We start from the raw sequence: 23,865 nt of genomic DNA on the forward strand, positions 1-23,865 counted from the left end.
GTTGCTTTGCAAGAAATAAGCGATGCAAGAGAAATAAAAAAACAAGGTGTAACCATTTAATAAAAGTGGTTACACCTTGTTTTTTATTTTAAATATCCACGAACAATACCGCGTAAGCGATTTGCGTGGAATTTACGCTTATCATTAGAAATGTTTTGTGTCATACGGAATGTTGCGGCAGCGACAGCACGTATGAAATAAGGGAATCCATAGTGTAAGCGAATAACCCTACCAAAACCACCAGCATAAGAAATAGCACGTTTTAATGATTGTTCATTAATAATTTCCTCTTTTACAGGATGGTATACGAACAGATCTTTTCTAAATAAACCAGTGTAATTTTGTTTCATCCCACGTAGTACAAAGTCAGTTTCTTCACCAGCTCCATAAATCGTGCCAGAACCAACACCTAAATCTTCATCAAATGTACCTACAGCTTGTACAAATTGTTTTGTGAAGAATAGTGTGAAAGAAGGCCCCATGAATCCATACTTATTATTTAAAATAATGTCTGTATTCGGTGCGTGTATTAAAGAACCTGTACCTTCAACATTTGTAGTGTTTGTCGAGATGAAATGAACATCTTTATTAGAGTTGAAAGTTTCTAATATACTCTCTAAAACATTTGTTTCATAAATACAATCATCATCTGGAAAAGCGATGAAATCACCATCTGCTACTTTTAATCCTGCATTTCGAGCTCTCGATAGCCCTTTAATAGGTGTATAAATGTAGTTAATAGAAAATTTATCTTTATATTCATCAAATAAATCAGAGATTGGCGTATCATTTTGATCTACTACGATAAGTTCAAAGTTTTTGTAAGTTTGTTGTTCAAGTGATTTTAGTAAGTCAAGAATATCATCACGTCTGCCACAAGTAGCCATGATTAAAGAAAATTTCAAGTTTAACAGCTCCTTTTAGAGATTGCGTTTAAGCTTTTTTGAATCGTGCTAATATCTTTTCAAGTAGTGAAAAGAGAATTTCATCCTTTGTTATAAAGAGGATAAGGGCATACGTTAATCCACACGTTATTATGACTAGGATAACTTGTAGTATTTGTCCAGATACGATCATATCAATAACGAATGCTATGGGGACAAATGTTAGGGAATAAAATAGATATTTAAGTTTTTGTATATCAAATAACGTATAATTCACTTTTAATTTCTTTTTCACATAAATATATTCAAATGTGATTAAGAAACAATTCGCAATTGTTGTTGTGAAAATTGCGGTTGTTGGTGTAAGTATATGGAAGAATATTAATGCAATATTGGATGCCAAGTTGATAAATCCACAAATGAATAAAAATCGCACTAAAATGCTTTCTTTCTTTTTCACATAAATAATTTGATTCGATAAAATGGACTCAATACCGACTGTAATCATATAGAAGGCGAAAACAATTAATGTATTACCAGCCTCAGCAAATTGTTGTCCACCGTAAATAACAACAGCTCCATGAGCAATGAGCATTAAACCAATTGCGGCAGGGAATAGGGTAATGAAATATACTTTTGAAATTTTATTTAGTAAAGACTCATATTCCATTTCAGACGCGTTTCCTGATAAATAAGACAGTCTTGGAACGGTTACTTGTACAACACTTAACATAAGTGTATTAATAATCATCATAATTTGAAAAGCCATTACGTAATATGCAACTTCTTCTTTTCCAACATATACCCCTAAAACAAGACGATCTAATTGAGTATATAAAATATTAGCATTTGAAAAAATCAAGACTAATAGTAACGGTTTTAAATGAGGAATAATTGTTAAGTCGGAAAAATCAAATTTCACTTGGCGTTTCACATATATAAAGCTAATAGAGTGGTTTAAAAATGTCGATAATACTAATAAACCAGCATATGTTTTGTAATCGTCAACCCCATGAATGAAAGAGAAAAGAAGTACGACATAGATTAATCGAACGATAACTGTTTTTTTAGTGATGAAGTCATAATTTTCATATGCCTCATTGAACCATTCCACATAAAACATGTTAGATATAAAATTAAAACCGAAAATAAGAAGAACAGGAAATAAACTTTCATGTCCGTATCCAATATAACTAAAGAGCACAAAGCCTGATAAAGCTAAAATACTAGTTGTGAAGTTAATTACATAGAGACTTGTAAATAACTTAGAAACTTTCTTTTTATCGTTTTTAATTAAGCTAATTTCACGTAAACCATATTGATATACACCAAATACGGCGAACACGAAGAAGTAATTGAAAAAAGTTTCAGCAATGTTAACGGTTCCGATTGAATTGGCCCCTAATGTTCGATATGCGTAAGGACCAACTAAAATTGGAAGTATAATATTAAACGTGTTGAGCAGTATTTTATAAAAAATATTTGAAGCAATTGATTTCTGCATAATTTCACCTTTCCATTAAAATAATCCAGTTTTTTTACTAGAGTTAATTCTCTCAATATAATGAAGTGTAAGGTGTTTTCTACACTGTTTACAAATCCTTAAATTGTTTGTTGACCACCCGTATAAGTGTACCCTACATAAACTTTGTAAAGCAACTGTTGATGGGATCGAACCGTATTATAAAGTGAAACTTTAATCAGTGGGGGGTTGTACATTTCCTATTGATTATCAGCCCTCATCAATTGGGCGTTTACGGGCAACGGAGCTCCCGCCTAAAGTCTTTGCTCCACAAGAATTTTGACACGGTAGTTTTACAGCCCGAAAATAGCGGGATAAATGAGATTTTATCAATTAGAAAAAGTTAATAGCGAACGGGTATGTATAAAAATATTACATAATATGTGTGAAAAGGAGTAATGGTTGTATGAAGGTGTGAAATTGTTTATAAAAAATGAGCGAATATGTGATAGCTATTCGCTCAAAAGATGTTTTAATGGTGAAGGCCTATATACTCCAAGGTTTACTTAAAGTTAAAACTTCAGCCATTTCTTTGCTTTTTACACGCCCTTTTTTTCTACTTTCTGCACGCTCAGAACCAGTTGTGTGTAGCCAATGTTCTTCTTCCGTTTCAGGTAGTACTTGTGGGACAGATGAAGGTTTTCCATCTTTTAATGCAACGAATGTAATGAAACATGTTGCAGCTATTCTACGTTCGCCTGCTAATAAATTCTCTGCAATTACTTTTACGAACACTTCCATCGAAGATTTTCCTGTATAACATACGAATGCTTCGTAACAAACAGAATCTGCTTGGTGAATTGGAGTTAAAAAATCAACAGAATCGATAGATGCCGTTACGCAATGTTTACGGCTATGTCTTGCAGCTGCAATTGAAGCGATACTATCAATTTCTGCTAATAATTTTCCTCCGAAAAGTGTTTGATGATTATTTAAATCATTCGGAAAAACACGTGTTGTTTTAATTGCTTTGGATTCTCGCATGAATTTCTTTTCCATATGGTCAGCCCCTATTTTCTGTTTTCAATCAGAATGACATGTATTGTAAGTGGAGTACAAAAAATTAAAAATCAATAGATATTTAATGAAGTAAAGAATTCCAGAAGAGGGTTAGTAAAACTTCTGTATTTGTATTCATGTAACTGAAAGAAAATTTATTACTATATAAAGTGTAGTGTAAAAGAGGATTCGCTTACATTGCAAGTGAAAAAATTAGGACCCTGTATTTGTCATAGAAATTCCCTATCAGCTGTGTACCTATTCATGATAGAATCGTTTTGTTATGAATGGAAATAGAGGTGCAATGGACATATGAATCATATACAAACAAATTTTTCGTCTTTTTTTAGTAAAATAATGATTGGTGCGATGCTCGCATTTTTTGTTTATAGTTGTTGGTCAGCGTTTGAAACAAGTAAACAATTTTTTGGCGACAGTACAACAAGTGTAACAATTGTATTGGTTATTTTTGTTATTCTTATGCTGTTAGTGGCATCGATTTTACAGTATCGTTTTACAGAAAAACAATTTCTTGTTTTTCTTATGAGTACATCTATAATTGTGAGACTTAGTATGGTTCTATTTGTAGACGTTCCGATAATTGGTGATATGAAAGCTATGTTTGAGTCTGCAAAGCAGATTGCAATTGGTAATAACGTAGAGAGCATAGCGCAGTTACCTTTTATTATTTATGAATCAATAATTATTCGTGTATTTGGCGATACAGTATTCGCATTGCAGTTATTTAATATTTTATTTTGCACAGGGACTGCATTTTTCATTTATCGTATTGCAGCAATGATTTTCGGAGAAGAATGCGGCCGTATTGCGTCTGTATTTTACGCTTTATATATTCCGAATATATTTATGAGTTCCTTATTAACATCAGAATCGCTCGCAATATTTTTATTTTATTTGGCTTGCTACATACTTTTATATAAAGGTTTAGATCATCCTTATATGTGGGTACTTTCAGCAATTTTATTTGCATGCAGTAATATGATTTTCCCAATAGGATTATTTCTTCCTATTTTTATTGCTGTATATGTGTTGTTAATTGAACTCTTTCAATCAGCAATGAAGCAAAAAGTACTATTAAAGATGATAGGGATACTTATTCTATTTTATAGTGCTCATTTTGGTGTGAGTTATGGAATTCAGACAATGGGAATGTCACAATATACAATTTCAAATGAGACGTATGTTCAATCTGTTTTAATTGGAAAAAGTAAAAATGAGGAAAAAATAAAAAAGAATCAAAACGTAACAGAGCATGTTGATCAAAAGCTAAAAGAGATTGAAGAAGAAAGATTTAAACTTTTAAAGCCAGTAATTAATCAATTCTCAGGTGAGGGAATACATTCTATTCTATTTAAATGTGAAAAACTTATATATATAGCGGTAACATTATTTATGTCGATAGCTTTATTACACTTTCTTATTAAGAAACAACAAAATGAAGGATATATGTTGTTCGTTTTGTTAATTGGCGGATACGTATTGTTAAGGATCTTTCAAGTAGATATGGCATATTACAATCTTATTGTGCCAGCCTTGTTTATTTTGCAAAGCTTTGGTGTTTATATGAGTTATGTTTATTGTCAAAAAATATTCTTCAGAAAATAAAAAGAATCCAATTTGGATTCTTTTTTTATGGATGGAAGATGAGGACTAAGAGTCAGCAGAGATGAAGAATCTCTACTGACATAAGCTTCACCCTATCTATTCAGTTCTAGTTGTAAACTATCAGCTGTTAGAGCCATTTTTGAGGAATCGTCTTGAATTCCTTTCATTACTTGTGAAATGGTTTCTAACTCATTTTCAATTTTTTTATTCTGTTCTTTCGAGTTAGACATGTCTTTTACAATTTCTTGGAAGTATTGATCTGTTGCAGACATACTATCCGTTCCTTCAGATACGAGGGAGCTAATTTGTTTCACTGAAGAAGAGACACGAACAATTTGTTCATTTGTTTTTTCAACGAGCTTTGTAACGTTGAATATAGATTCTTTCGTTTGCTCTGATAACTTGCGAATTTCTCCAGCTACAACAGAAAAGCCTTTGCCAAATTCCCCAGCACGTGCAGATTCAATAGCAGCATTTAGTGCGAGCAAATTTGTTTGCTCTGCAATTGATTTTACAATGTCTATAATCTCGTTAATTTTGTTAGAAATATCGAGAAGTTCATGAGTATCTGTAATAATCGTTTCCATGTTTTTTTGAATGTATTCCATTCGTTTATTCTGTTGATTTAATTGTTCTTTCCCTTTATTCGCTTTTTCTTCTGATGTTGTAGCTAATGATGTACCTGTTTTGGCAATTTCTACAATAGTTTCAGATTTAGCGGTTAACTGTTGAATAGAAGCACTCGTTTTTTCAGATACAGATGCTAGTTCTGTTGCAATATGCGTAATGGTCATAGCTGTTATTTCTTTTTCTTTTTCATGTTCTTTTTGCATTCTTTCATATTCAGATTCATAAGCCGCAATAACGAGCTCTTGTTCAAGGGTAAATAATTTGTTTATTACGTTTATAGAATAAGAAAAATCGTCAATTGTTGTAATTTTTGTTTGCAAAATCTTCATGATAGAGCGGAATAATTCTTGATAAGCGGCAGTATACCATTTTCTATGTAAACCAATTTGTACATGTCTTTTGGCAATTCTAACACGTTGTTCAATAAAATCTTCGTGCATATCTCCGCTGAATAATTCCTTTATATGTGTTTTTAAAGTTTGCTTTAGTTTTGGAATAGAGCTATAACGTTCAATAATAGTAGTTAAATTAGGCTGCTTTGTAATATTGGCATAGAATTTTTCCGTAATCCAATCAATTTCTTCATAAATAAAGGGCTGTAGTACCTTTACGATTTGTAAATCTTCTTTTGAAATATGTAGCATATCCATTTGAATTTTCAGTTCAGAATTAGTAGGCACGTTAAAAGTGATTTTTTGATCCTTACTTAATTCAAGTATACTGGCGTTTGTTTTATTTGTATGTTTTTTAAAAAAACGAAGCATCGTTCTTCCCCCTGTGTATAAAGCGTTTTCATTTTTGGTTCTAATATAATTATATATTTTTATATACAATTACTCTATATTAGTGTATAGAATAGTATATAAATTAAGAGAATTCTGTGTAGAATTCTCTTAATGGCCTTTATTAATTTTAGCATGTGTTTTAAAGAAAACTGGGAAATGTACATTATATATTACAGTGACAACACGAATAATAAATGTTACTAATAAACAAACATAGAAAGCTAGTACGTGTGCCCCCATTGCATATGTGATTAGGAAACTAATTGCTCCTAAGATAGAAGCGATTGCGTAAATCTCTTTTCGGAATACGTAGGGGATATCTTGAGCGCAAATGTCACGCAAAATACCGCCTCCAATACCTGTAATGACTCCCATTGAAACAACTAAAAATGAGGCGTCAACATGATGTGACATTGCTGCATTTGCACCAATAGCTGTAAAAACACCTAAGCCAACAGCATCAGAAAGCATAATAACGACTTGCAGTTTATTGATACGCTCAAAAAACATACAAGTAAATAATGCTGATAATACGCTTACGAAAAAGTAAATGGGTTTAACAAATGCGACAGGAGGCAGGTTACCGATCATAATATCACGAATAATACCGCCGCCGAGCGCTGTAGCTACAGCTAAACAAAGGACACCGAATAAATCTAAATCTTTTTTTAAACCAACTAATGTACCGGAAATAGCAGCGGCGATAATGCCAAGAAACGTAAATATGTCGATTAATAACATTGCTGTAATCCCTTCCTCCTAAAGATGTTCCAGAGAAAAAATATACACTAAAGTTATGTAAATAACAATGCATTTTCTTTACATGTAGAAAAAAAGAAAAAATGAGGAAAGAAAGCGCTTGAAAATGCAAATATGCTTTTTTCTATAAGGTAAGGCTGGGGAGAAATGTGAGGCGTTTAATTAAAAAATATATGTTATAATAAATATTTGAGATAAGAAAAAAATATTAACAGTATAGATTGAAATTAGGTAATAGTTATGGAGGTTCTAGATGTTAAGCGAAAATAGTAAAAGTAATAAATTTGAAAATTTTCTATTAATCTTTATTTTGTTGCAACCAATTTTAGATTTGCTCACGGCATTCTGTATAATGGTTTTAAAAATTGATACGACCATTGGAGTTATTACACGCTTATTCGTTATGTTCCTAAGCGGGATATATATTTTAATTCAAACGAAGAAACAAGGAAATATAAAATATATATTGTATATAATCTTAGTAGGAATAGTCTTCACCATCGGATTGGTAAATAACAAGCTTACAAAAGATCCTATGGTACTTACAGAGGAAATTAAGTTTATAGCAAAAGCATTATATCCGTTTGTTATGCTTACTTGTTATGTATTTGTATTTAAGTCTTTAAAAGAGAAAAGCCATTCAAATTCAAAAATGCGTGACTATGTTACGTATGCATCGTTAATTATAGGAGTAGTCATGGTAGCTTCGATTACTACTGGAACAGATTATAATAGTTATGAATGGGTAAAGTTAGGATCACGCGGTTGGTTTTATGCAGGTAACGAGCTAGGATCTATTTTAGCCATCATGTGTCCAATTGTTATTTTGTATTCAATTGAAAGAACAAAAAGTATAGGTAAAGCGTACTATTGGATTCCTTCAATTTTAGTTGTTTATTCACTATTTGCAATTGGGACAAAGGTTGGCGTAGGAGCAATCTTTGGATCAATGGCTATCGCAGTTGTTATGTGCTTTATTCAGGCATTTACACAGCGTAAAGATGGAAAGAAACATGCCTATTTATTAAATGGTTTTCTTGCAATAACTGTATTTGTAGGCATATTGGCATATACACCTTTTTCACCGTTTATGAAAAATATGGGATTCCATTTCCAATTAATTGAACAAGAACAGAGTGCGAAAAAGGAAGAGAAAAAGAAGGAGGAAGCTAAAGAGCACAAACCTCCTGTGACAGAGCAAGAAAAAGAGAAAGAAAAAGCAAAAGAAAAAGTAGCGGAGAAGAAAGAAGAAACGCAAGCTCTTATTTTTAGTGGGCGTCAATTATTTGAACAGATGTATAAAGATTTCTATAATGAAGCCCCAATGTCTCAAAAATTATTAGGAATGGGTTATGCTGGTAACTATAAAGAACAGCCGAAATTAATTGAACGTGACTTCCACGATTGGTTCTATTCTTTCGGAATCATAGGGTTCATTTTACTTGTAATTCCATTCTTATACTTTGGTATTAAATTTATTGCATGTATATTTACTAAATTTAAACAAATATTCACAGTGAAATATGCAATGATGATTGCAGCAATACTTCTCGGATTAGGTATCTCATTCATGGCTGGTCATATTTTAATTGCACCTGGAGTGAGTTTCTACTTAGTAATAATCATGGCATATTTAATAGTTGACTTGGAAATTGAATGATAGAAAAATAAAAGCTAGCATATGTTAGCTTTTATTTTGTTATAGTAAATAAAAAGAAAAAATGGGGGATGTAAGAAATGAAAGTGTTGCATATGAATGCTGGTGCAGAAGAAGGTGGGGGGAAAACACATATTATTTCACTTTTATCTCAATTTTCAAAGGAAGAAGTGGAATTAATGGTATTTGAAGAAGGTGCGATTGCTAGAGAGGCGAGAAACCTTGGTATTCAAGTGCATGTTTTTACCCAATCATCTCGGTACGACCTATCAATTCTTTCAAAAATAAAAGCATTTATTAATGAAAATCAATTTGACATTGTGCATACACATGGCGCACGAGCAAATTTCTATCTCTCCCTCTTGAAAAAAGGTATAAAAGCGAAATGGATAATGACCGTCCACAGTGATCCAACTTTGGATTTTATGAAGAGGGGATTAAAAGGATGGGTATTTACGAAGTTAAATTTACGTTCTTTCAGGAAGGTAGATTTATTCTTTGCAATTACGGAAAACTTTAAGAGAAACATAATAAAACTAGGTGTACCAGAAGAGAAGATTTGTACGGTTTATAATGGAATCGAGTATGATAATACTCCAGCAAAACCTTATGATAAAAGTGAATTTGGCATTGATGAAGGAGTATTTACAGCTGTTCAAGTAGCGCGTCTTCATCCTGTTAAAGGTCATGATATTTTATTTGAAGCGTTACAAAAAATTAAAATTCCAAATATAAAGGTGCTCTTGCTTGGTGATGGACCTATAGAAGTAGAATTAAAAGAGATGGTGAAACAAAAGGGCTTAGAGGATAAGGTGATTTTTCTAGGTTTTCGTACAGATTCAAAAGAATTATATGCATCTGCACACATTAATTTGTTAACCTCTTATAGCGAAAGCTTCCCTCTTGTTTTATTAGAGGCGGCTAATCAACGCTTAACATCTATTGCAACAAATGTAGGTGATATGAAAAAGTTAATAGTTGATGATACGTATGGATGGATTGTACCGATTGGTGATGCGGATTCATTAGCAAACGCGTTAGAAAATGCTTATGAAAAATGGTTGAATGGTGAATTAGAAGCGATGGGAAATCGTTTATATACTCATGCATCTACTCATTTCTCGCTAAAGAATTTGTATGAAGATACTTATAATGCATATAAAAAACTTTTACTGAAATAGAGAGGATAGTTAATCATGGAAGTAAAAACGGTTGATATTCTAGGTGTTCCTTTTTCTACAATGACAATGGATGAAACGATCCAATATTTGAAGGGACAACTAGAATTGGAGCGAACTCATACTTTTCAGGTAGTAACAGCAAATCCTGAAATTGTTATGTGTGCAAAAAAGGATGAAACATTCCATAAAACATTATTAAATACAGATTTAATTACACCTGACGGTATTGGAGTTGTAAAAGCAAGTGGTATGTTAGGTACACCTGTAAAGGAACGTGTAGCAGGTTTTGATTTAATGTGTAATCTATTTGCAAAGTTATCAGAGGAGAATAAACCGGTATCTGTTTTCTTACTTGGTGCAAAACCGCATGTTGTACAAGCTGCAGCAGATCATTTAACGAAGACGTATTCAGCTGTATCTATTGTGGGTACACAAGATGGGTACTTTAAACAAGAAGAAGAAGAGAGTATCGTTTCTCACATTCAAGAAGCAAAACCAGATTTATTACTTGTCGCGCTGGGTTTCCCAAGACAAGAGAATTTTATCCAAACTAATAAGCATCGTTTAGAAACGAAGATGGCTGTTGGAGTGGGCGGAAGTTTAGATGTATGGGCTGGAGAGGTAAAACGTGCACCAAAATGGATTCAAGCGATTAACTTAGAGTGGTTTTATAGATTGTGTAGTAATCCAACGCGCTGGCGTCGTCAGTTAGTATTAGCGGAATTTTTAAAAGAAGTCATGCGTTCGAAAAAGTAGCGGAATATCGCTACTTTTTTATTTGGTCATTTTTAATAAAGTGAGGTTTTGCTCATCCACCACTGATGGTTAACCCTCACCAATTGGACGTTTAATGGTAGTTGGTCTTCAATTTAACCTTTTTGTTTCAGCTGAATTTTGAGGTAGGAGTCTTACTGCCCTCAAATAGTGTGATAAGTATTTTACTTTTGGGGAATGATGAAGGAGAATTTTTTGAACGAAAGTATTTTACTTATACAATTCACACATGTAAAATGATGTGTAAAGACAGCTGTGTAAGGAGGACTTCTTGTGGGCAAGGTGAAAGAAATTTCGAAGCGAAAGCTACTTGGTATAGCAGGGCTTGGATGGTTATTTGATGCAATGGATGTTGGAATGCTTTCATTTGTAATGGTAGCACTGCAAAAAGATTGGGGATTAAGTACGCAAGAAATGGGCTGGATAGGCAGCGTTAATTCGATTGGTATGGCAGTCGGAGCGCTCGTTTTTGGAATACTATCAGATAAAATAGGGCGGAAATCAGTCTTTATTATTACATTATTACTATTTTCTATCGGTAGTGGTTTAACTGCTTTAACGACGACACTTGCGATGTTCCTTGTTTTACGATTTTTAATTGGTATGGGGCTTGGCGGAGAGCTTCCAGTTGCATCTACATTAGTATCAGAGAGCGTTGAAGCGCATGAACGTGGCAAAATAGTTGTGCTATTAGAAAGCTTTTGGGCAGGTGGATGGCTAATTGCAGCCCTTATCTCGTATTTTGTTATTCCGAAATATGGTTGGGAAGTTGCAATGGTATTGAGCGCGGTTCCGGCACTATATGCTTTATATTTAAGATGGAATTTACCGGATTCCCCAAAATTTCAAAAGGCTGAAAAAAGACCATCTGTTATCGAAAATGTAAAGTTAGTTTGGTCTGGTGAATATCGTAAGGCAACAATTATGTTATGGATTCTATGGTTTTCTGTTGTCTTTTCTTACTATGGGATGTTCCTTTGGTTACCTAGTGTAATGGTATTAAAAGGATTTAGTTTAATAAAAAGTTTTCAGTACGTACTTATTATGACGTTAGCTCAATTGCCAGGATATTTCACGGCTGCTTGGTTTATTGAACGACTTGGTCGTAAGTTCGTTTTAGTTACGTATTTAATCGGTACAGCATGTAGTGCTTACTTGTTTGGAGTGGCAGAGTCATTAACGATATTAATCGTAGCAGGCATGTTACTATCCTTCTTTAATTTAGGTGCTTGGGGTGCATTATATGCTTATACACCGGAACAGTATCCAACGGTTATTCGTGGTACAGGTGCAGGGATGGCAGCAGCATTCGGTCGTATTGGTGGTATTCTTGGGCCGCTATTAGTAGGATATTTAGTTGCTTCACAGGCTTCACTATCACTAATATTTACGATTTTCTGTGGATCAATTTTAATTGGCGTAGTTGCTGTAATTGTACTTGGGCAAGAAACGAAGCAACGAGAATTAGTATAAGGTGAAAGTTTAATCGGTGAGGGATTTATCCCCACTGATTATTAGCCAGTACCAATTGTGTTTTTGGGGAAGTAACACTCATTTCTTCGCATTCAGTGGGTGTTACTTCCTACAAATAATGGAATGAAAGGGTAGGGGGAACCGTTGTGGTTTCCTTTTTTCTGTTTTTTTAGATAAATAATGGTATAGTAAGAAAAAGGGAATGTTTCTTATAAAAGCGAATGTATACAACAAGACATATGGACAAAAGAATTAGGTGGTTGAAGAAATGAAAATTTTACTGATCATGGAAGAAGCAGAAGAGCGAAGAAGTTTAGCTGAAAAATTTACTGAAAATATAAGGAATGTAGAATGTTTTGAAGCGAATACGGGAACAGAATCATTATTGATCATGAAAAAGCATACACCAGATTTTGTTTTCTTGAATTCAAAATTACTAGATGGAACTGGTTTTGAATATGCGAGTTTATTACGGGAAGTAAATTGTTATACGAAATTGATTTTTATGGGGGAAGATATAGAAGAGTCGATTACGGCATTTCGGTTTCAAGCATTTTATTATTTACTACGCCCATTTCGTGAGGAAGATTTGCAATTCCTTTTATATAGAATGTGTAAAGAGCAAGGCGAGAAAGCAAAGAGTTATTTGCGAAAACTACCGATAGAAGGTCAAGAGGGAATTCGGTATATTTTCCCTGAAGATATTGTATATGTAAGCAAAAATAAGGAAAACAAAACGGTTTCAATTTATACAACAAATAATCAGTATATTTCAACATATACACTTCAAGAGCTGGAAAATAAGCTAAATGTATATGATTTTTTACGTGTGCATAAAAGTTATTTAATTAATATGTCATATGTACAAGAACTAAAACCTTATTATAATGGCACATACAATCTGTATTTAGATAAATATGATGAGCAACCGATTCCAGTTAGTCGTAATTATGTGAAACGACTTCGAAATAAGATTGAATTATAGTAGGTAATGCGAATTTTTTAACATGATAAACTAAAAATCCTTCATGATAAGGAGGATTCAAATTAAATATTCAGAAAATTTAGTACAATCCCACTAAGCGATAGTATTGGGGGGATTGTATGTGAAAACATTGAAGTCGATTTTACTATGGGGAGTTATTGCAGCAGTAGGCGCAAGTGCTTTTGGTGTAATAGCTTTATCACAAGGTGAAACTATTAATGCCGTGTGGCTCTTAGTAGCTGCGGTATGTGTGTATGCAGTTGCTTACCGCTTTTATAGTAAATTTATAGCGAGAAAGGTATTTGGTTTAGATAATAATCGGCAAACGCCAGCCCATACATTAAACGATGGAAAAGATTATGTTCCGACAAATAAGTGGGTATTATTTGGGCACCATTTTGCAGCAATTGCTGGGGCAGGCCCTTTAGTAGGACCGATTTTGGCAGCGCAAATGGGATATTTACCAGGGACAATATGGATTATTGTTGGGGTAGTTGTCGCTGGAGCTGTACAAGATTTTGTGATTTTATTTGCTTCGATGAGACGGAATGGTAAATCTTTAGGAGAAATGATTAAAGATGAGATCGGTCCTGTTACAGGGCTTATTGCAATGATAGGCATTTTAGGCATTATGATTATTTTATTAGCGGTATTAGCATTAGTAGTAGTAAAGGCGCTTGTCGGAAGTCCTTGGGGAATGTTTACAATAGCAGCAACGATTCCTATTGCTATTTTAATGGGAGTGTACATGCGCTACATTAGGCCTGGCCGGGTTGGTGAAGGGTCAGTAATCGGAATTATTCTACTTATACTGTCTCTTATTGGGGGACAGTATGTAGCAGAACATCCAACGCTTGCAAGTATGTTCACGTTTAGCGGTGAAACGATTGCTATTATGCTTATTGTATATGGATTTATCGCATCGGCATTACCAGTTTGGATGCTTTTAGCACCACGTGATTATTTAAGCACATTTTTAAAAGTCGGAACAATTATTGGATTAGCAATTGGTATTTTAATTGTAGCACCAGATTTACAAATGCCAGCAGTTTCGAAATTTATCGATGGAACAGGTCCGGTTTTCTCTGGAAACCTATTCCCGTTCTTATTTATTACAATTGCTTGTGGTGCGGTGTCTGGATTCCATGCTCTCGTTTCATCAGGTACGACACCAAAGATGATTGAACAAGAGGGACACGCACAGCCAATTGGTTATGGGGCAATGTTAATGGAATCATTTGTAGCCGCGATGGCGATGATTGCAGCTTGTGTATTAACACCAGGAACTTATTTTGCGATTAATAGTCCCGCAGCGCTTATCGGTACGGATGTCTCGCAGGCAGCTCAAGTTATTTCCTCATGGGGATTTGCTATTACACCAAATGAACTAAAAGATCTCGCTGTAAACGTTGGAGAGCAAACGATTTTATCACGCACAGGTGGTGCACCAACGTTAGCGATAGGTATGGCGTATATTTTCTCACAAGTAATAGGTGGAACAGCCATGATGGCCTTTTGGTATCATTTTGCAATCCTCTTTGAAGCTCTATTCATTTTAACAACAATTGATGCTGGAACGCGTGTAGGCCGATTTATGATTCAAGATATTTTAGGACATGTATATAAGCCATTTGGGAAAACGGATTCTACATTAGCGAATGTGATAGCTACAACGTTATGCGTATTAGGATGGGGTTATTTCTTATACCAAGGGGTAGTTGATCCGCTTGGTGGAATTAATACATTATGGCCACTCTTCGGTATTGCAAATCAAATGTTAGCAGGTATTGCATTATTACTTGGAACGACAATTTTGTTCAAAATGGGGAAAAAGGCATATGTTTGGGTGACACTTATTCCAACTATCGGATTGCTTATTGTAACGATGACGGCGGGTTATCAAAAGCTATTTCATGAAAATCCTAAAATAGGATTTCTATCTCATGCAAAGGTGTTTCAGGGAGCATTAGATGAGGGAAAAGTGTTAGCACCAGCTAAAAATGTCGCTCAAATGAAACAAATTATTTTCAATGATTATATTGATGCAGCGCTTTGCGGGATTTTTATGATAGTTGTAATCGCTGTATTAATTTCTGCAATTCGAATTTGGATTCAAGTATTAAGAAATAGGCCGATGCCGCTAAAAGAGGCGCCATATATTTCTAGAGATGAAAGTGAGTCGAGGAACTATTATGCTTAAACGACTACGGAAAGTATGGAGACAAAGAAAACACTTTATTAGTTTACTCGTTGGGGTACCAAGTTATGAAACATATGTAGAGCATATGAAAAAGCATCATCCAGAAGAAGAGGTTGTATGTCAAAAACAATTTTTTGCAGAAGTGCAAGAAGCTAGGTTTAATGCAAAGGGTGGAAAGATATCACGGTGTTGTTAATAAAAAGGGCGAATTTTCGTCCTTTTTTATTTTTTGCTGTTTCACGTGGAACAGCAAAAAATAAATAAAAAGCTTTGGGAATTATAGGTATTTCGTATACAATAAAATAAGGAAAGGGATAGATAGAAAAGTAGGGAGATTATTTTATGTTAAGGGACTTATTTGTAAACACAACAATTATTCTTTCCTTTATTTTTGTTGGAGGTCAGCTTTTAAGAGATAAACCGTTAAAAGAAGGGTTCTCTTTTTGGCAGAAATGTGTAGTAGGTATTCTTACTGGAATATTAAGTGTACTGTTGATGCATTTTGGTGTACATATTGAAGATATTATGTTGGATCTACGTTATTTAGCTGTTATTTTGGCAATTATAATTGGAGGTCCGATAGCTAGTAGTATAACAGTTACTATTATATTAATTACCCGATTATTTTTTACTGAGTACTCTTTAGCCTCTGAATTGGCTTGTTATACAATTATATTGATAGGTTTTGGAATTATTTTCATTTGGCGGATGAAAGCTTCTATATTTAAAAGGTGGATCTGGTTTAATGTATATAGTTTATCTATTTTAGCGGTGCCACTTTCTATTTTATTTAAGGATATGTCTATAGTAGCATTATATTTAGTTTGTAGTGGTGTTGCAGCATATATCACATTTATAAGCGCAAATTATGTATTGCAATCCAATGAGTTATTTCAAACGATGAAGCAATACGCAACGATAGATGCACTGACAGGTTTAGGAAACGTAAGACAGTTTGATTTAGAGATGAATCGTCATATTGGTAATAAGCGTATGAAAAATGATTCACTTTGTTTACTACTTATAGATATTGATCACTTTAAGTGTGTAAATGATACGTATGGGCATCCTGCGGGAGATGAAGTATTAAAACAAATGGGACATATTTTACGAGAAGTTTCAATGTTTCCGGATTTGGCTTTTCGAAAGGGTGGGGAAGAGTTCGCGCTTTTGATACCGCAGAAAGGATTAGCTTATGGAATGCGTATGGGGGAACAAGTTCGCACGGCTGTTGAAAACCATCCATTTCAATTGCTAAATGGAACAAAAATAAAAATTACAGTTTCAGTAGGAATTTCAGTGTATGAAGAATCACCAGAGCGATTTATTCAAGCTGCTGATGATGCATTATATTACTCCAAAAGAAATGGTAGAAATCAGGTTAGTTCTGCATCTTAAAGATAAGATGACCAGAAGAGCTTATAAAAAAACACCCACAGAGAAAATATATAAACTCTGTGGGTGTTTTCATTTATATGTTAGACAAGTTCTTTTGATGCAACGAATTTACGATATGCACCGTGATGTGTTGGGCCTACGTATTCGTTGATCTTGAATGAATAACGGATAGCAGCTGTGATAAATTCTTTAGCAGTTTTTACTGCTTCTTTCACAGGTTTTCCTTTTGCAAGTTCTGCTGTAATTGCAGCAGAATATGTGCAACCCGCGCCGTGTGTATTTGTCGTATCAATTTTTTCTGATTCTAGAAGATCGAATGTTTCTCCATCATATAGGACGTCGATTGCAGTTTCCGTACCAAGCTTGCTACCGCCTTTAATTAGGACGTATTTCGCACCTAAAGCGTGGATTTTTTTTGCTGCTTCTTTCATGTCTTCAAGAGAACTAATCTTTACGCCACTTAATTGGTAAGCTTCAAACAAGTTTGGTGTTACAACTAATGCCTTTGGAACAAGAACGTCACGTAAGCAATCGTTCGTTTCAGGATGTAATGCTTCATCAGCACCTTTACATACCATAACAGGGTCCACTACTACATTTTTGAAATTATGTTTTTCGATTGTTTCAGCAACCATTTCAATAATTTCTACTGATCCAAGCATACCTGTTTTTAAAGCATCTACTCCAACACCGTCAATTGTCGTTTCTAATTGTGGTTTTAATGTAGAAGCTGGGATTGGGAATACGTTATGTGCCCAACCGTTATGTGGATCCATCGTTACGATTGTCGTAAGAGATGTCATTCCGTATACACCAAGTTCTTGGAATGTTTTTAAATCTGCTTGTATACCAGCACCGCCACTTGTGTCAGAACCAGCGATAGTAAGTGCTTTATTTAATGTCATTATGAAATCCCCCTCAAGTGATATAATGAAAACTATGCTTTCACCATTATATCAATGTTACGAATAAGTACAAAGTGAAAAGTAGATGATTTACTTTAGGGGCGATTTAAAATCTTGTGTGTAGGAGATTGTGTATGTTTCGAGATAATCGTACAAATGAATTAGTTATATTAAAAGAAATTGCAGAAACACTAAATACATCCAATGATATGTACCATGTACTGCAAGCGGTACTAGAAAAATTGCTCAGTGTAACAGGTCTAACGACAGGCTGGATTTTTCTTGCGGATGAAAATGGAAAATATACGAAGTTGATTGATTACCAGTTACCAGAGGCACTTACATATGAAAACAAACGACCGATGTGTGAAGGTGAGTGTTGGTGTTTACGTGGCTTTGTGGATGGAAAATTAGAGCGAGCGGTTAATATTATTGAATGTAAAAGAATTAATAATGCGATTGAATATAATTGGGGAGATACAGAAGGGATCCTTCATCATGCTACGGTTCCTGTAAAAGCTGGAGGAGAAAAATTTGGTGTTTTAAATGTAGCAAGCCCAGGTAAAACACATTTTTCAGAAGAAGAATTAGTATTGCTCCAATCAGTTGCTTTCCAAATTGGGACGGCCTTAAAGCGAACAAAATTATATGAAAATGAAAAGCGACGAGCACATTATTATGTGAAATTGGAGCGGTTTATTCAAGCTTTAAAAACGATTCATAAGTTTAATGTATTACCTGAAAAAGTGGTAAATCACGTAGGTGAAGTATTTCAGTGGAATCAAGTGGCATTTTTTATTAGGGAAGAAGTAGAGTTATCTTTGCGGGCTTCTTATGGTCAGAAAGAGTTACAAGAGGTTGTAAAAGAAGCGGCAAAGAATGCGTTAGAACAAGGTGAGTCAGCTCTATTAAAACATGTAAATGGAGCTGTTATTGCTACGCCAATACATATTCAAAATCATATATTTGGTGTTTTATGTGTTAGTTTAAATAATGGAGAATTTGATGTTAATACAATAGATGTAATTCAAGCATTATCGAACCACGTTTCATTAATAATAGAGAATTTGAGATTAAACGAACAGCGCCGGGAACTCGTACGAATGGAAGAAAGAAACCGATTAGCGAGGGATTTACATGATTCTGTTTCACAAAAATTATTTTCATTAACCTTTATGACAAAAGGTGCCGAGGCGGTTTTAAAAGGTCAAAATGAAAAGGTAGACCAATCTTTGCATGAGATACGTGAGTTATCGCAAGGTGCTTTAAAAGAAATGAGGACGTTAATTTGGCAACTACGTCCAGCGGGATTAGAGAAAGGACTATTACCAGCTTTAAAACAATATGGTGAAAGTTTGGGATTGAAAATTCGGGAACAAGTTACAGGTGTTCGTGATTTGCCACGCGTAGTAGAGGAAGCGCTATGGCGAATTGGACAAGAAGCTTTAAATAACGTAAGTAAACATGCGAATGTCAGAGAAGCGGCGATTTATTTCAAAGTGACGGAGAAGAATGTATCATTAGAAATAGTCGATCAAGGAAACGGCTTTGTAGAAAAGGATATAAAAGAGAAGAAATCACTCGGTATGACTACGATGCGCGAAAGAGTAGAATTAGTCGGTGGAACAATTAAAATTGTAAGTGATAAGAAAAGAACAATTGTAAAAGTAAATGTACCATTATGATGTGAAAATGAGGGAAGTTTGTGAAAATAAAAGTATTGTTAGTTGATGATCATACAGTTGTTTTAAAAGGATTAGCATTTTTCTTAAGTACACAGGAAGATTTAGCGTTAGTTGGAGAAGCAAATAATGGAAAAGAAGCGTTAGTGAAAGTAGGGGAGACGAATCCTGATGTTGTATTAATGGATTTATATATGCCCGAAATGGATGGTGTCGAGGCGACGGCGTGCATCAAAAAAGAATATCCAAATGTGAAAGTAATTGTATTAACTAGCTTTTCTGATCAGGCGCATGTTTTACCAGCGTTAAGGGCGGGGGCAAGTGGGTATATTTTAAAAGATGTAGAACCGGATCAGCTTGTTGAAGCTATTCGAAGCGCATATAAAGGTAATATTCAATTACATCCAGATATAGCAAATACTCTTCTCTCTCAAACATTACCTGTGGAAGAAAAGGAAGAAGAACCTTCTATTCAAGTGGATGTGCTAACGGCGAGAGAAAATGAAGTGTTGCAGCTATTAGCGAAAGGAATGAGTAATAAAGAGATCGCTTCTGTTTTAGTTATTACAGAAAAAACGGTAAAAGCTCATGTAAGTAGTATTTTGAGTAAGTTGAATTTATCTGATCGCACGCAAGCAGCATTATATGCAGTGAAAAATGGAATTGTATAAGACAAAAGTCGTAAGACCTAGTTCGCCTTTAGAAGGTGGACTTTTTTTATGGAAAAATACGTCTATGTGAGGACGAAATTGTCTTGATATAAAGATAAAATATGTTTGTAAGCAACAAAACAACAATTACAAGGGATACCTTTTTTGAAAGCATATAACAACAGAAGAGTGAGTACTAGGAGGAAAAACAATGGCAACAGTTTTATTTGTAAAAGCAAACAACCGCCCAGCGGAACAAGCAGTTAGTGTGAAATTATACGAGGCATTTTTAGCAAACTATAAAGAAGCACATCCAAATGATACAGTAGTAGAACTTGATTTATATAAAGAAGAATTACCATATGTAGGCGTAGATATGATTAATGGTACATTCAAAGCAGGTAAAGGATTTGATTTAACTGAAGAGGAAGCAAAAGCAGTAGCAGTTGCTGATAAGTATTTAAATCAATTTTTAGAAGCTGATAAAGTCGTTTTCGGTTTCCCATTATGGAACTTAACGATTCCAGCAGTGCTACACACATATATTGATTATTTAAACCGAGCTGGCAAAACGTTTAAATATACGCCAGAAGGTCCAGTTGGTCTAATTGGAGATAAGAAGATTGCATTATTAAACGCGCGCGGCGGCGTATATTCTGAAGGTCCAGCAGCTGAAGTAGAAATGGCTGTTAAATATGTAGCAAGCATGATGGGCTTCTTCGGTGCAACAAATATGGAAACAGTAGTTATTGAAGGACATAACCAATTCCCAGATAAAGCAGAAGAAATCATTACAGCTGGTCTTGAAGAAGCAGCTAAAGTGGCAAGTAAATTTTAATTGAAAATAGAATCGTCACTCGAAAAAAGTAGCATTAACAGGTAAACGTTAATGCTACTTTTTTTATATTTTAAGTTCATCAGACAGTTTTTCTAATTGAATTCGATCTTGTATATAATAGGTTCTTCCGTCTTTTTTTAAGTAATTTTGCTGGCAAAACTGGTTTAATACATATAACAGATGGCGGTAGCTGACATTTAAGTATTCCGAAGCCTCGGTATGTTTTTCTGTATAACTGTTATTTTGTTCTGTTAATAGAATAAACGCCGCTAATCGATTTTCGAACGGATAACTATTGTTTTTGGCGTAACTTTCTGTTCGAGTAATTGTTTTTTCACCGATAAATTTGCATAGTTTCTGTAGAAAGATAGCATCTTGCAACAAAAGATGCTGACAATCTTTAAGAGGAAGCGCTAAGCACATACAATCTTCAATCACTTCCACCGTTTTCGTAACGGATTCAACGCCAATTAACCCTAATTCTCCAATGAACGAAGGTGCTTGAATAAAGTTAATTAAGGAGACCTTCCCGTTTTTGTGATTCATATATATTTTCGCTTTTCCGGAAATTAAGTAATAAAGATAAGGAACATCAACGCCTTCATTACATATCCTTTCTCTCTTTTGAAAGGAATGTAGTTCAGCATACGGTAAGACATTAAATGAAAAAAGAGTATGGACGTTGTAAGTTTGCATGTAATGAGAGATTTCTTCGCTATTTTTGCTGACTTTCATATTTTCACCTCATGTTTAGTATGAGATATCTCCTATTATGTTTACAAGAAGGAATGATACGATTTACGTAAATTTGTTTTTGTAGGAAAGAGAGTGTGAAGAGCTTATGAAAAAATATAAAACATTGCTATTTGATGTAGATGATACATTGTTAGATTTTCAGAAGGCGGAGAAAATGGCGTTACGTATGCTGTTTGAAGAGAAAGGGATTCCTCTAACTAGCGAGGTTGAAGGGCACTATAAAAAAATTAATAAAAGTCTTTGGGATGCTTTTGAGGAAGGTGAAATGAACCGTGATGAAGTTGTAAATACGCGGTTTTCAATTTTGTTTAAAGAGTACGGGGAAGAAGTAGATGGAGTATTATTCGAAAATAATTATCGTAGCTACTTAGAAGAAGGAGACCAACTTATGCAAGGTGCGTTTGAATTTATAAGTCAAATTCAAAGTGAGTACGATTTATATATAGTGACAAACGGTATTTCTAAGACACAAGATAAACGTTTACGTAATGCAGGATTACATGCCTTGTTTAAAGATATTTTCGTTTCTGAAGATACGGGATTCCAAAAGCCGATGAAAGAGTATTTTGATTATGTTTTTGAACGAATTCCTAATTTTTCCCCTGAAGAAGGGCTCATTATTGGGGATTCGTTAAGTGCTGATATGAAAGGTGGATATGTAGCGGAAATTGATACTTGTTGGTTTAATCCAGAAAAGAAATCAAATAATAGCGAGATTGTGCCAACATATGAAGTACAAAATTTTGAAGAGTTATACGCGTTATTGAAGCAACGTGTGTAATAAAAATAGGCAGTGGAACTTTTGTCCCTACTGCCTATTTTTATTCGTTTGTAGCTTCGTTATTTTTAGGAAGTGGAAATGTATTACCAATCGCTGCGGCTCCAAGCATCGGTAATAGTAAATTGAGGGGGAAAAACATGAGTAATAGTAATGTTATAGCAATTGGTTTTCTTAATGCATAGCTTGAAATTGCTGTCGTGACGATGGCTACCGAAGCGATTGGATCTATCGGGATAATGGAAGCTATAGCATATCCGATACTAGATCCAGCAAATATGATTGGGAAAATATGTCCGCCGCGCCAACCTGTATTTAAACAAACGGCAGTAATACATAATTTTAAAATCCCTGAAAGAAGTAGTACCCAGAAGGATAAATGGCTCCATTCAACGACTAAATCTTTTAATTGATGTTCTCCTGAGAATAATGTGTACGGGAGAAAAGTTCCTGTAATTCCTAATAAAATACCACCGATAATTCCAAGTGATAGTTTGTATTCCCTGAAGGGATGGATTAATTTCTCTAATGTGAATTCAAATTTGAAATAAAAGAATCCAACTATAGCGCCAATACTAGCAAGTGGGAGAAAGGCAATCCATTCATTAAAAGAAAGAGAACCTTCTCCGAAATCAACGATAAAGGATCCGCGATTATCGAATTTACTAAGTAATAAATAAATGGAAAAACCAGCGAAAGTAGTAGCTAAATATACAATTGCTTTTTTTCCTTTAGAAAATTCGTTAATTTGCTCACCCTCATTTTCATTTGGAGCTAAATAACCGAATAATGGCGCGTTAAAAATTACACTTAAAGTAGCGCCAATTCCAACCTCTGTTAGTTCATTCATTCCTTTTAAGGCAAATGTAAAGCGATCCCCTACCCATGTACAAAGTCCACCGATAATTCCAACAAGTGCTGCTTCGGGACCTAAGCTAGCTCCAAATATTAAAACGATAATCGCAGTTAAAGTAGCTTTATGTACAAAACGGTATTCAATTCTACCAGTTTTTTTATATTCACCCATCACTTCCGGCATAAGACGTGGATATATGCCGAAGTATTTTTGGGTTAAACCAACGAGAATACCACCGATAGTTGTTACACAAATAGTGTAATACGGGGGAGAAGAGAAAATAGTAGGTAAGTATCCCCAAATAAAGTGAATGCCGATATTTATTGTAACTAAAAATAGCCAGACTGTAGCTCCTACTATAGAGCCTAAAAGAATGCCGTATAGGACGAGTATATAGTGCATGTCCTTTGTGTTTGTCATGTTATACCTCCGTTATGTAAGTTTTAATGTCGAAAGGAGTGAACTACTCACCACTTAACGTCCTTACGGACTGTTTGAAGTGGGAGCTTCTTGGGAAGTAGATACTT

The 23,865-nt window shown here is 34.5% G+C and carries 21 protein-coding genes and 1 pseudogene; 13 read left to right on the forward strand and 9 right to left on the reverse strand.

Going from position 1 to position 23,865, the window contains the following annotated elements; all coding sequences use genetic code 11:
- Positions 1-83: 83 nt before the first annotated feature.
- The 3 genes from QCI46_RS00320 to QCI46_RS00330 form a co-directional block, all read right to left on the reverse strand.
- Positions 84-905 carry a glycosyltransferase family 2 protein gene (locus QCI46_RS00320; RefSeq protein WP_087981893.1) on the reverse strand — a complete coding sequence of 274 codons (822 nt, stop codon included), beginning with the start codon at positions 903-905 and terminating at the stop codon, positions 84-86.
- Positions 906-933: 28 nt separating this feature from the next.
- The gene (locus tag QCI46_RS00325; RefSeq protein ID WP_087981894.1) at positions 934-2,388 is read right to left on the reverse strand and encodes an oligosaccharide flippase family protein; all 1,455 of its coding nucleotides are present in this window, start codon (positions 2,386-2,388) and stop codon (positions 934-936) included.
- A 504-nt stretch (positions 2,389-2,892) separates the two neighbouring features.
- On the reverse strand, positions 2,893-3,405 hold the full coding sequence (locus QCI46_RS00330) for an acyl-CoA thioesterase (RefSeq protein WP_000412135.1): 513 nt from the start codon (positions 3,403-3,405) through the stop codon (positions 2,893-2,895).
- A gap of 312 nt (positions 3,406-3,717) precedes the next feature.
- Here QCI46_RS00330 and QCI46_RS00335 point away from each other — a divergent pair, with 312 nt between their 5' ends.
- Positions 3,718-5,031, forward strand: coding sequence for an ArnT family glycosyltransferase (locus tag QCI46_RS00335; RefSeq protein ID WP_353839353.1), 1,314 nt, complete (start codon positions 3,718-3,720; stop codon positions 5,029-5,031).
- Between the two features lie 92 nt (positions 5,032-5,123).
- On the opposite strand, the gene QCI46_RS29835 is transcribed toward QCI46_RS00335, so the two are convergent.
- From QCI46_RS29835 to QCI46_RS00345, 3 genes and pseudogenes are all read right to left on the reverse strand, one after another.
- Positions 5,124-5,864 carry a methyl-accepting chemotaxis protein gene (locus QCI46_RS29835; RefSeq protein ID WP_483299025.1) on the reverse strand — a complete coding sequence of 247 codons (741 nt, stop codon included), beginning with the start codon at positions 5,862-5,864 and terminating at the stop codon, positions 5,124-5,126.
- 63 nt (positions 5,865-5,927) lie between these two features.
- Positions 5,928-6,425: pseudogene (locus QCI46_RS29840) on the reverse strand (protoglobin family protein); the annotation flags it as partial.
- A gap of 129 nt (positions 6,426-6,554) precedes the next feature.
- Positions 6,555-7,187, reverse strand: a complete 633-nt coding sequence (locus tag QCI46_RS00345) for a trimeric intracellular cation channel family protein (protein ID WP_000924376.1) — start codon at positions 7,185-7,187, stop codon at positions 6,555-6,557.
- A gap of 271 nt (positions 7,188-7,458) precedes the next feature.
- Between QCI46_RS00345 and QCI46_RS00350 the strand changes: the two genes are divergently transcribed.
- From QCI46_RS00350 to QCI46_RS00385, 8 genes are all read left to right on the forward strand, one after another.
- The gene (locus tag QCI46_RS00350; protein ID WP_088065068.1) at positions 7,459-8,865 is read left to right on the forward strand and encodes an O-antigen ligase family protein; all 1,407 of its coding nucleotides are present in this window, start codon (positions 7,459-7,461) and stop codon (positions 8,863-8,865) included.
- A 77-nt stretch (positions 8,866-8,942) separates the two neighbouring features.
- Positions 8,943-10,043, forward strand: coding sequence for a glycosyltransferase family 4 protein (locus QCI46_RS00355; RefSeq protein ID WP_353839355.1), 1,101 nt, complete (start codon positions 8,943-8,945; stop codon positions 10,041-10,043).
- Positions 10,044-10,058: 15 nt separating this feature from the next.
- Positions 10,059-10,799, forward strand: coding sequence for a WecB/TagA/CpsF family glycosyltransferase (locus QCI46_RS00360; RefSeq protein WP_353839356.1), 741 nt, complete (start codon positions 10,059-10,061; stop codon positions 10,797-10,799).
- Positions 10,800-11,090: 291 nt separating this feature from the next.
- Entirely contained in the window at positions 11,091-12,290 is a 1,200-nt protein-coding gene (locus tag QCI46_RS00365; protein WP_087981899.1) for an MFS transporter, read from the forward strand.
- Positions 12,291-12,558: 268 nt separating this feature from the next.
- The gene (locus QCI46_RS00370) at positions 12,559-13,275 is read left to right on the forward strand and encodes a LytR/AlgR family response regulator transcription factor (RefSeq protein WP_048542790.1); all 717 of its coding nucleotides are present in this window, start codon (positions 12,559-12,561) and stop codon (positions 13,273-13,275) included.
- A 121-nt stretch (positions 13,276-13,396) separates the two neighbouring features.
- Positions 13,397-15,475, forward strand: a complete 2,079-nt coding sequence (gene cstA / locus QCI46_RS00375; RefSeq protein WP_353839357.1) for a carbon starvation protein CstA — start codon at positions 13,397-13,399, stop codon at positions 15,473-15,475.
- A complete protein-coding gene (locus QCI46_RS00380) occupies positions 15,468-15,671 on the forward strand; it encodes a YbdD/YjiX family protein (protein WP_048542785.1) in 204 nt (67 codons plus the stop codon). Before cstA ends, QCI46_RS00380 begins: the two co-directional genes overlap by 8 nt.
- 146 nt (positions 15,672-15,817) lie before the next feature.
- Positions 15,818-16,873 (forward strand): diguanylate cyclase, encoded by a 1,056-nt coding sequence (locus QCI46_RS00385; protein WP_353839358.1) that lies wholly within the window; start codon positions 15,818-15,820, stop codon positions 16,871-16,873.
- 80 nt (positions 16,874-16,953) lie between these two features.
- Here QCI46_RS00385 and pdxK read toward each other — a convergent pair whose 3' ends face one another.
- On the reverse strand, positions 16,954-17,778 hold the full coding sequence (gene pdxK / locus QCI46_RS00390; protein WP_353839359.1) for a pyridoxine/pyridoxal/pyridoxamine kinase: 825 nt from the start codon (positions 17,776-17,778) through the stop codon (positions 16,954-16,956).
- 134 nt (positions 17,779-17,912) lie between these two features.
- Here pdxK and QCI46_RS00395 point away from each other — a divergent pair, with 134 nt between their 5' ends.
- The 3 genes from QCI46_RS00395 (at position 17,913) to QCI46_RS00405 (ending at position 20,948) form a co-directional block, all read left to right on the forward strand.
- Entirely contained in the window at positions 17,913-19,463 is a 1,551-nt protein-coding gene (locus QCI46_RS00395; protein ID WP_353839360.1) for a GAF domain-containing sensor histidine kinase, read from the forward strand.
- 20 nt (positions 19,464-19,483) lie between these two features.
- A complete protein-coding gene (locus QCI46_RS00400) occupies positions 19,484-20,131 on the forward strand; it encodes a response regulator (RefSeq protein ID WP_000695794.1) in 648 nt (215 codons plus the stop codon).
- A 190-nt stretch (positions 20,132-20,321) separates the two neighbouring features.
- Complete coding sequence (locus QCI46_RS00405; RefSeq protein ID WP_000246726.1) at positions 20,322-20,948, forward strand: FMN-dependent NADH-azoreductase; 627 nt, start codon at positions 20,322-20,324, stop codon at positions 20,946-20,948.
- A 63-nt stretch (positions 20,949-21,011) separates the two neighbouring features.
- On the opposite strand, the gene QCI46_RS00410 is transcribed toward QCI46_RS00405, so the two are convergent.
- Complete coding sequence (locus tag QCI46_RS00410; RefSeq protein WP_353839361.1) at positions 21,012-21,683, reverse strand: transcriptional regulator YeiL; 672 nt, start codon at positions 21,681-21,683, stop codon at positions 21,012-21,014.
- A 106-nt stretch (positions 21,684-21,789) separates the two neighbouring features.
- Between QCI46_RS00410 and QCI46_RS00415 the strand changes: the two genes are divergently transcribed.
- A complete protein-coding gene (locus tag QCI46_RS00415; RefSeq protein ID WP_353839362.1) occupies positions 21,790-22,485 on the forward strand; it encodes a YjjG family noncanonical pyrimidine nucleotidase in 696 nt (231 codons plus the stop codon).
- A 40-nt stretch (positions 22,486-22,525) separates the two neighbouring features.
- Here QCI46_RS00415 and QCI46_RS00420 read toward each other — a convergent pair whose 3' ends face one another.
- Positions 22,526-23,758 (reverse strand): chloride channel protein, encoded by a 1,233-nt coding sequence (locus tag QCI46_RS00420; RefSeq protein ID WP_353839363.1) that lies wholly within the window; start codon positions 23,756-23,758, stop codon positions 22,526-22,528.
- Positions 23,759-23,865: the final 107 nt, after the last annotated feature.

This window comes from Bacillus cereus group sp. RP32 (genome assembly GCF_040459735.1).
Taxonomy (GTDB): domain Bacteria; phylum Bacillota; class Bacilli; order Bacillales; family Bacillaceae_G; genus Bacillus_A; species Bacillus_A wiedmannii.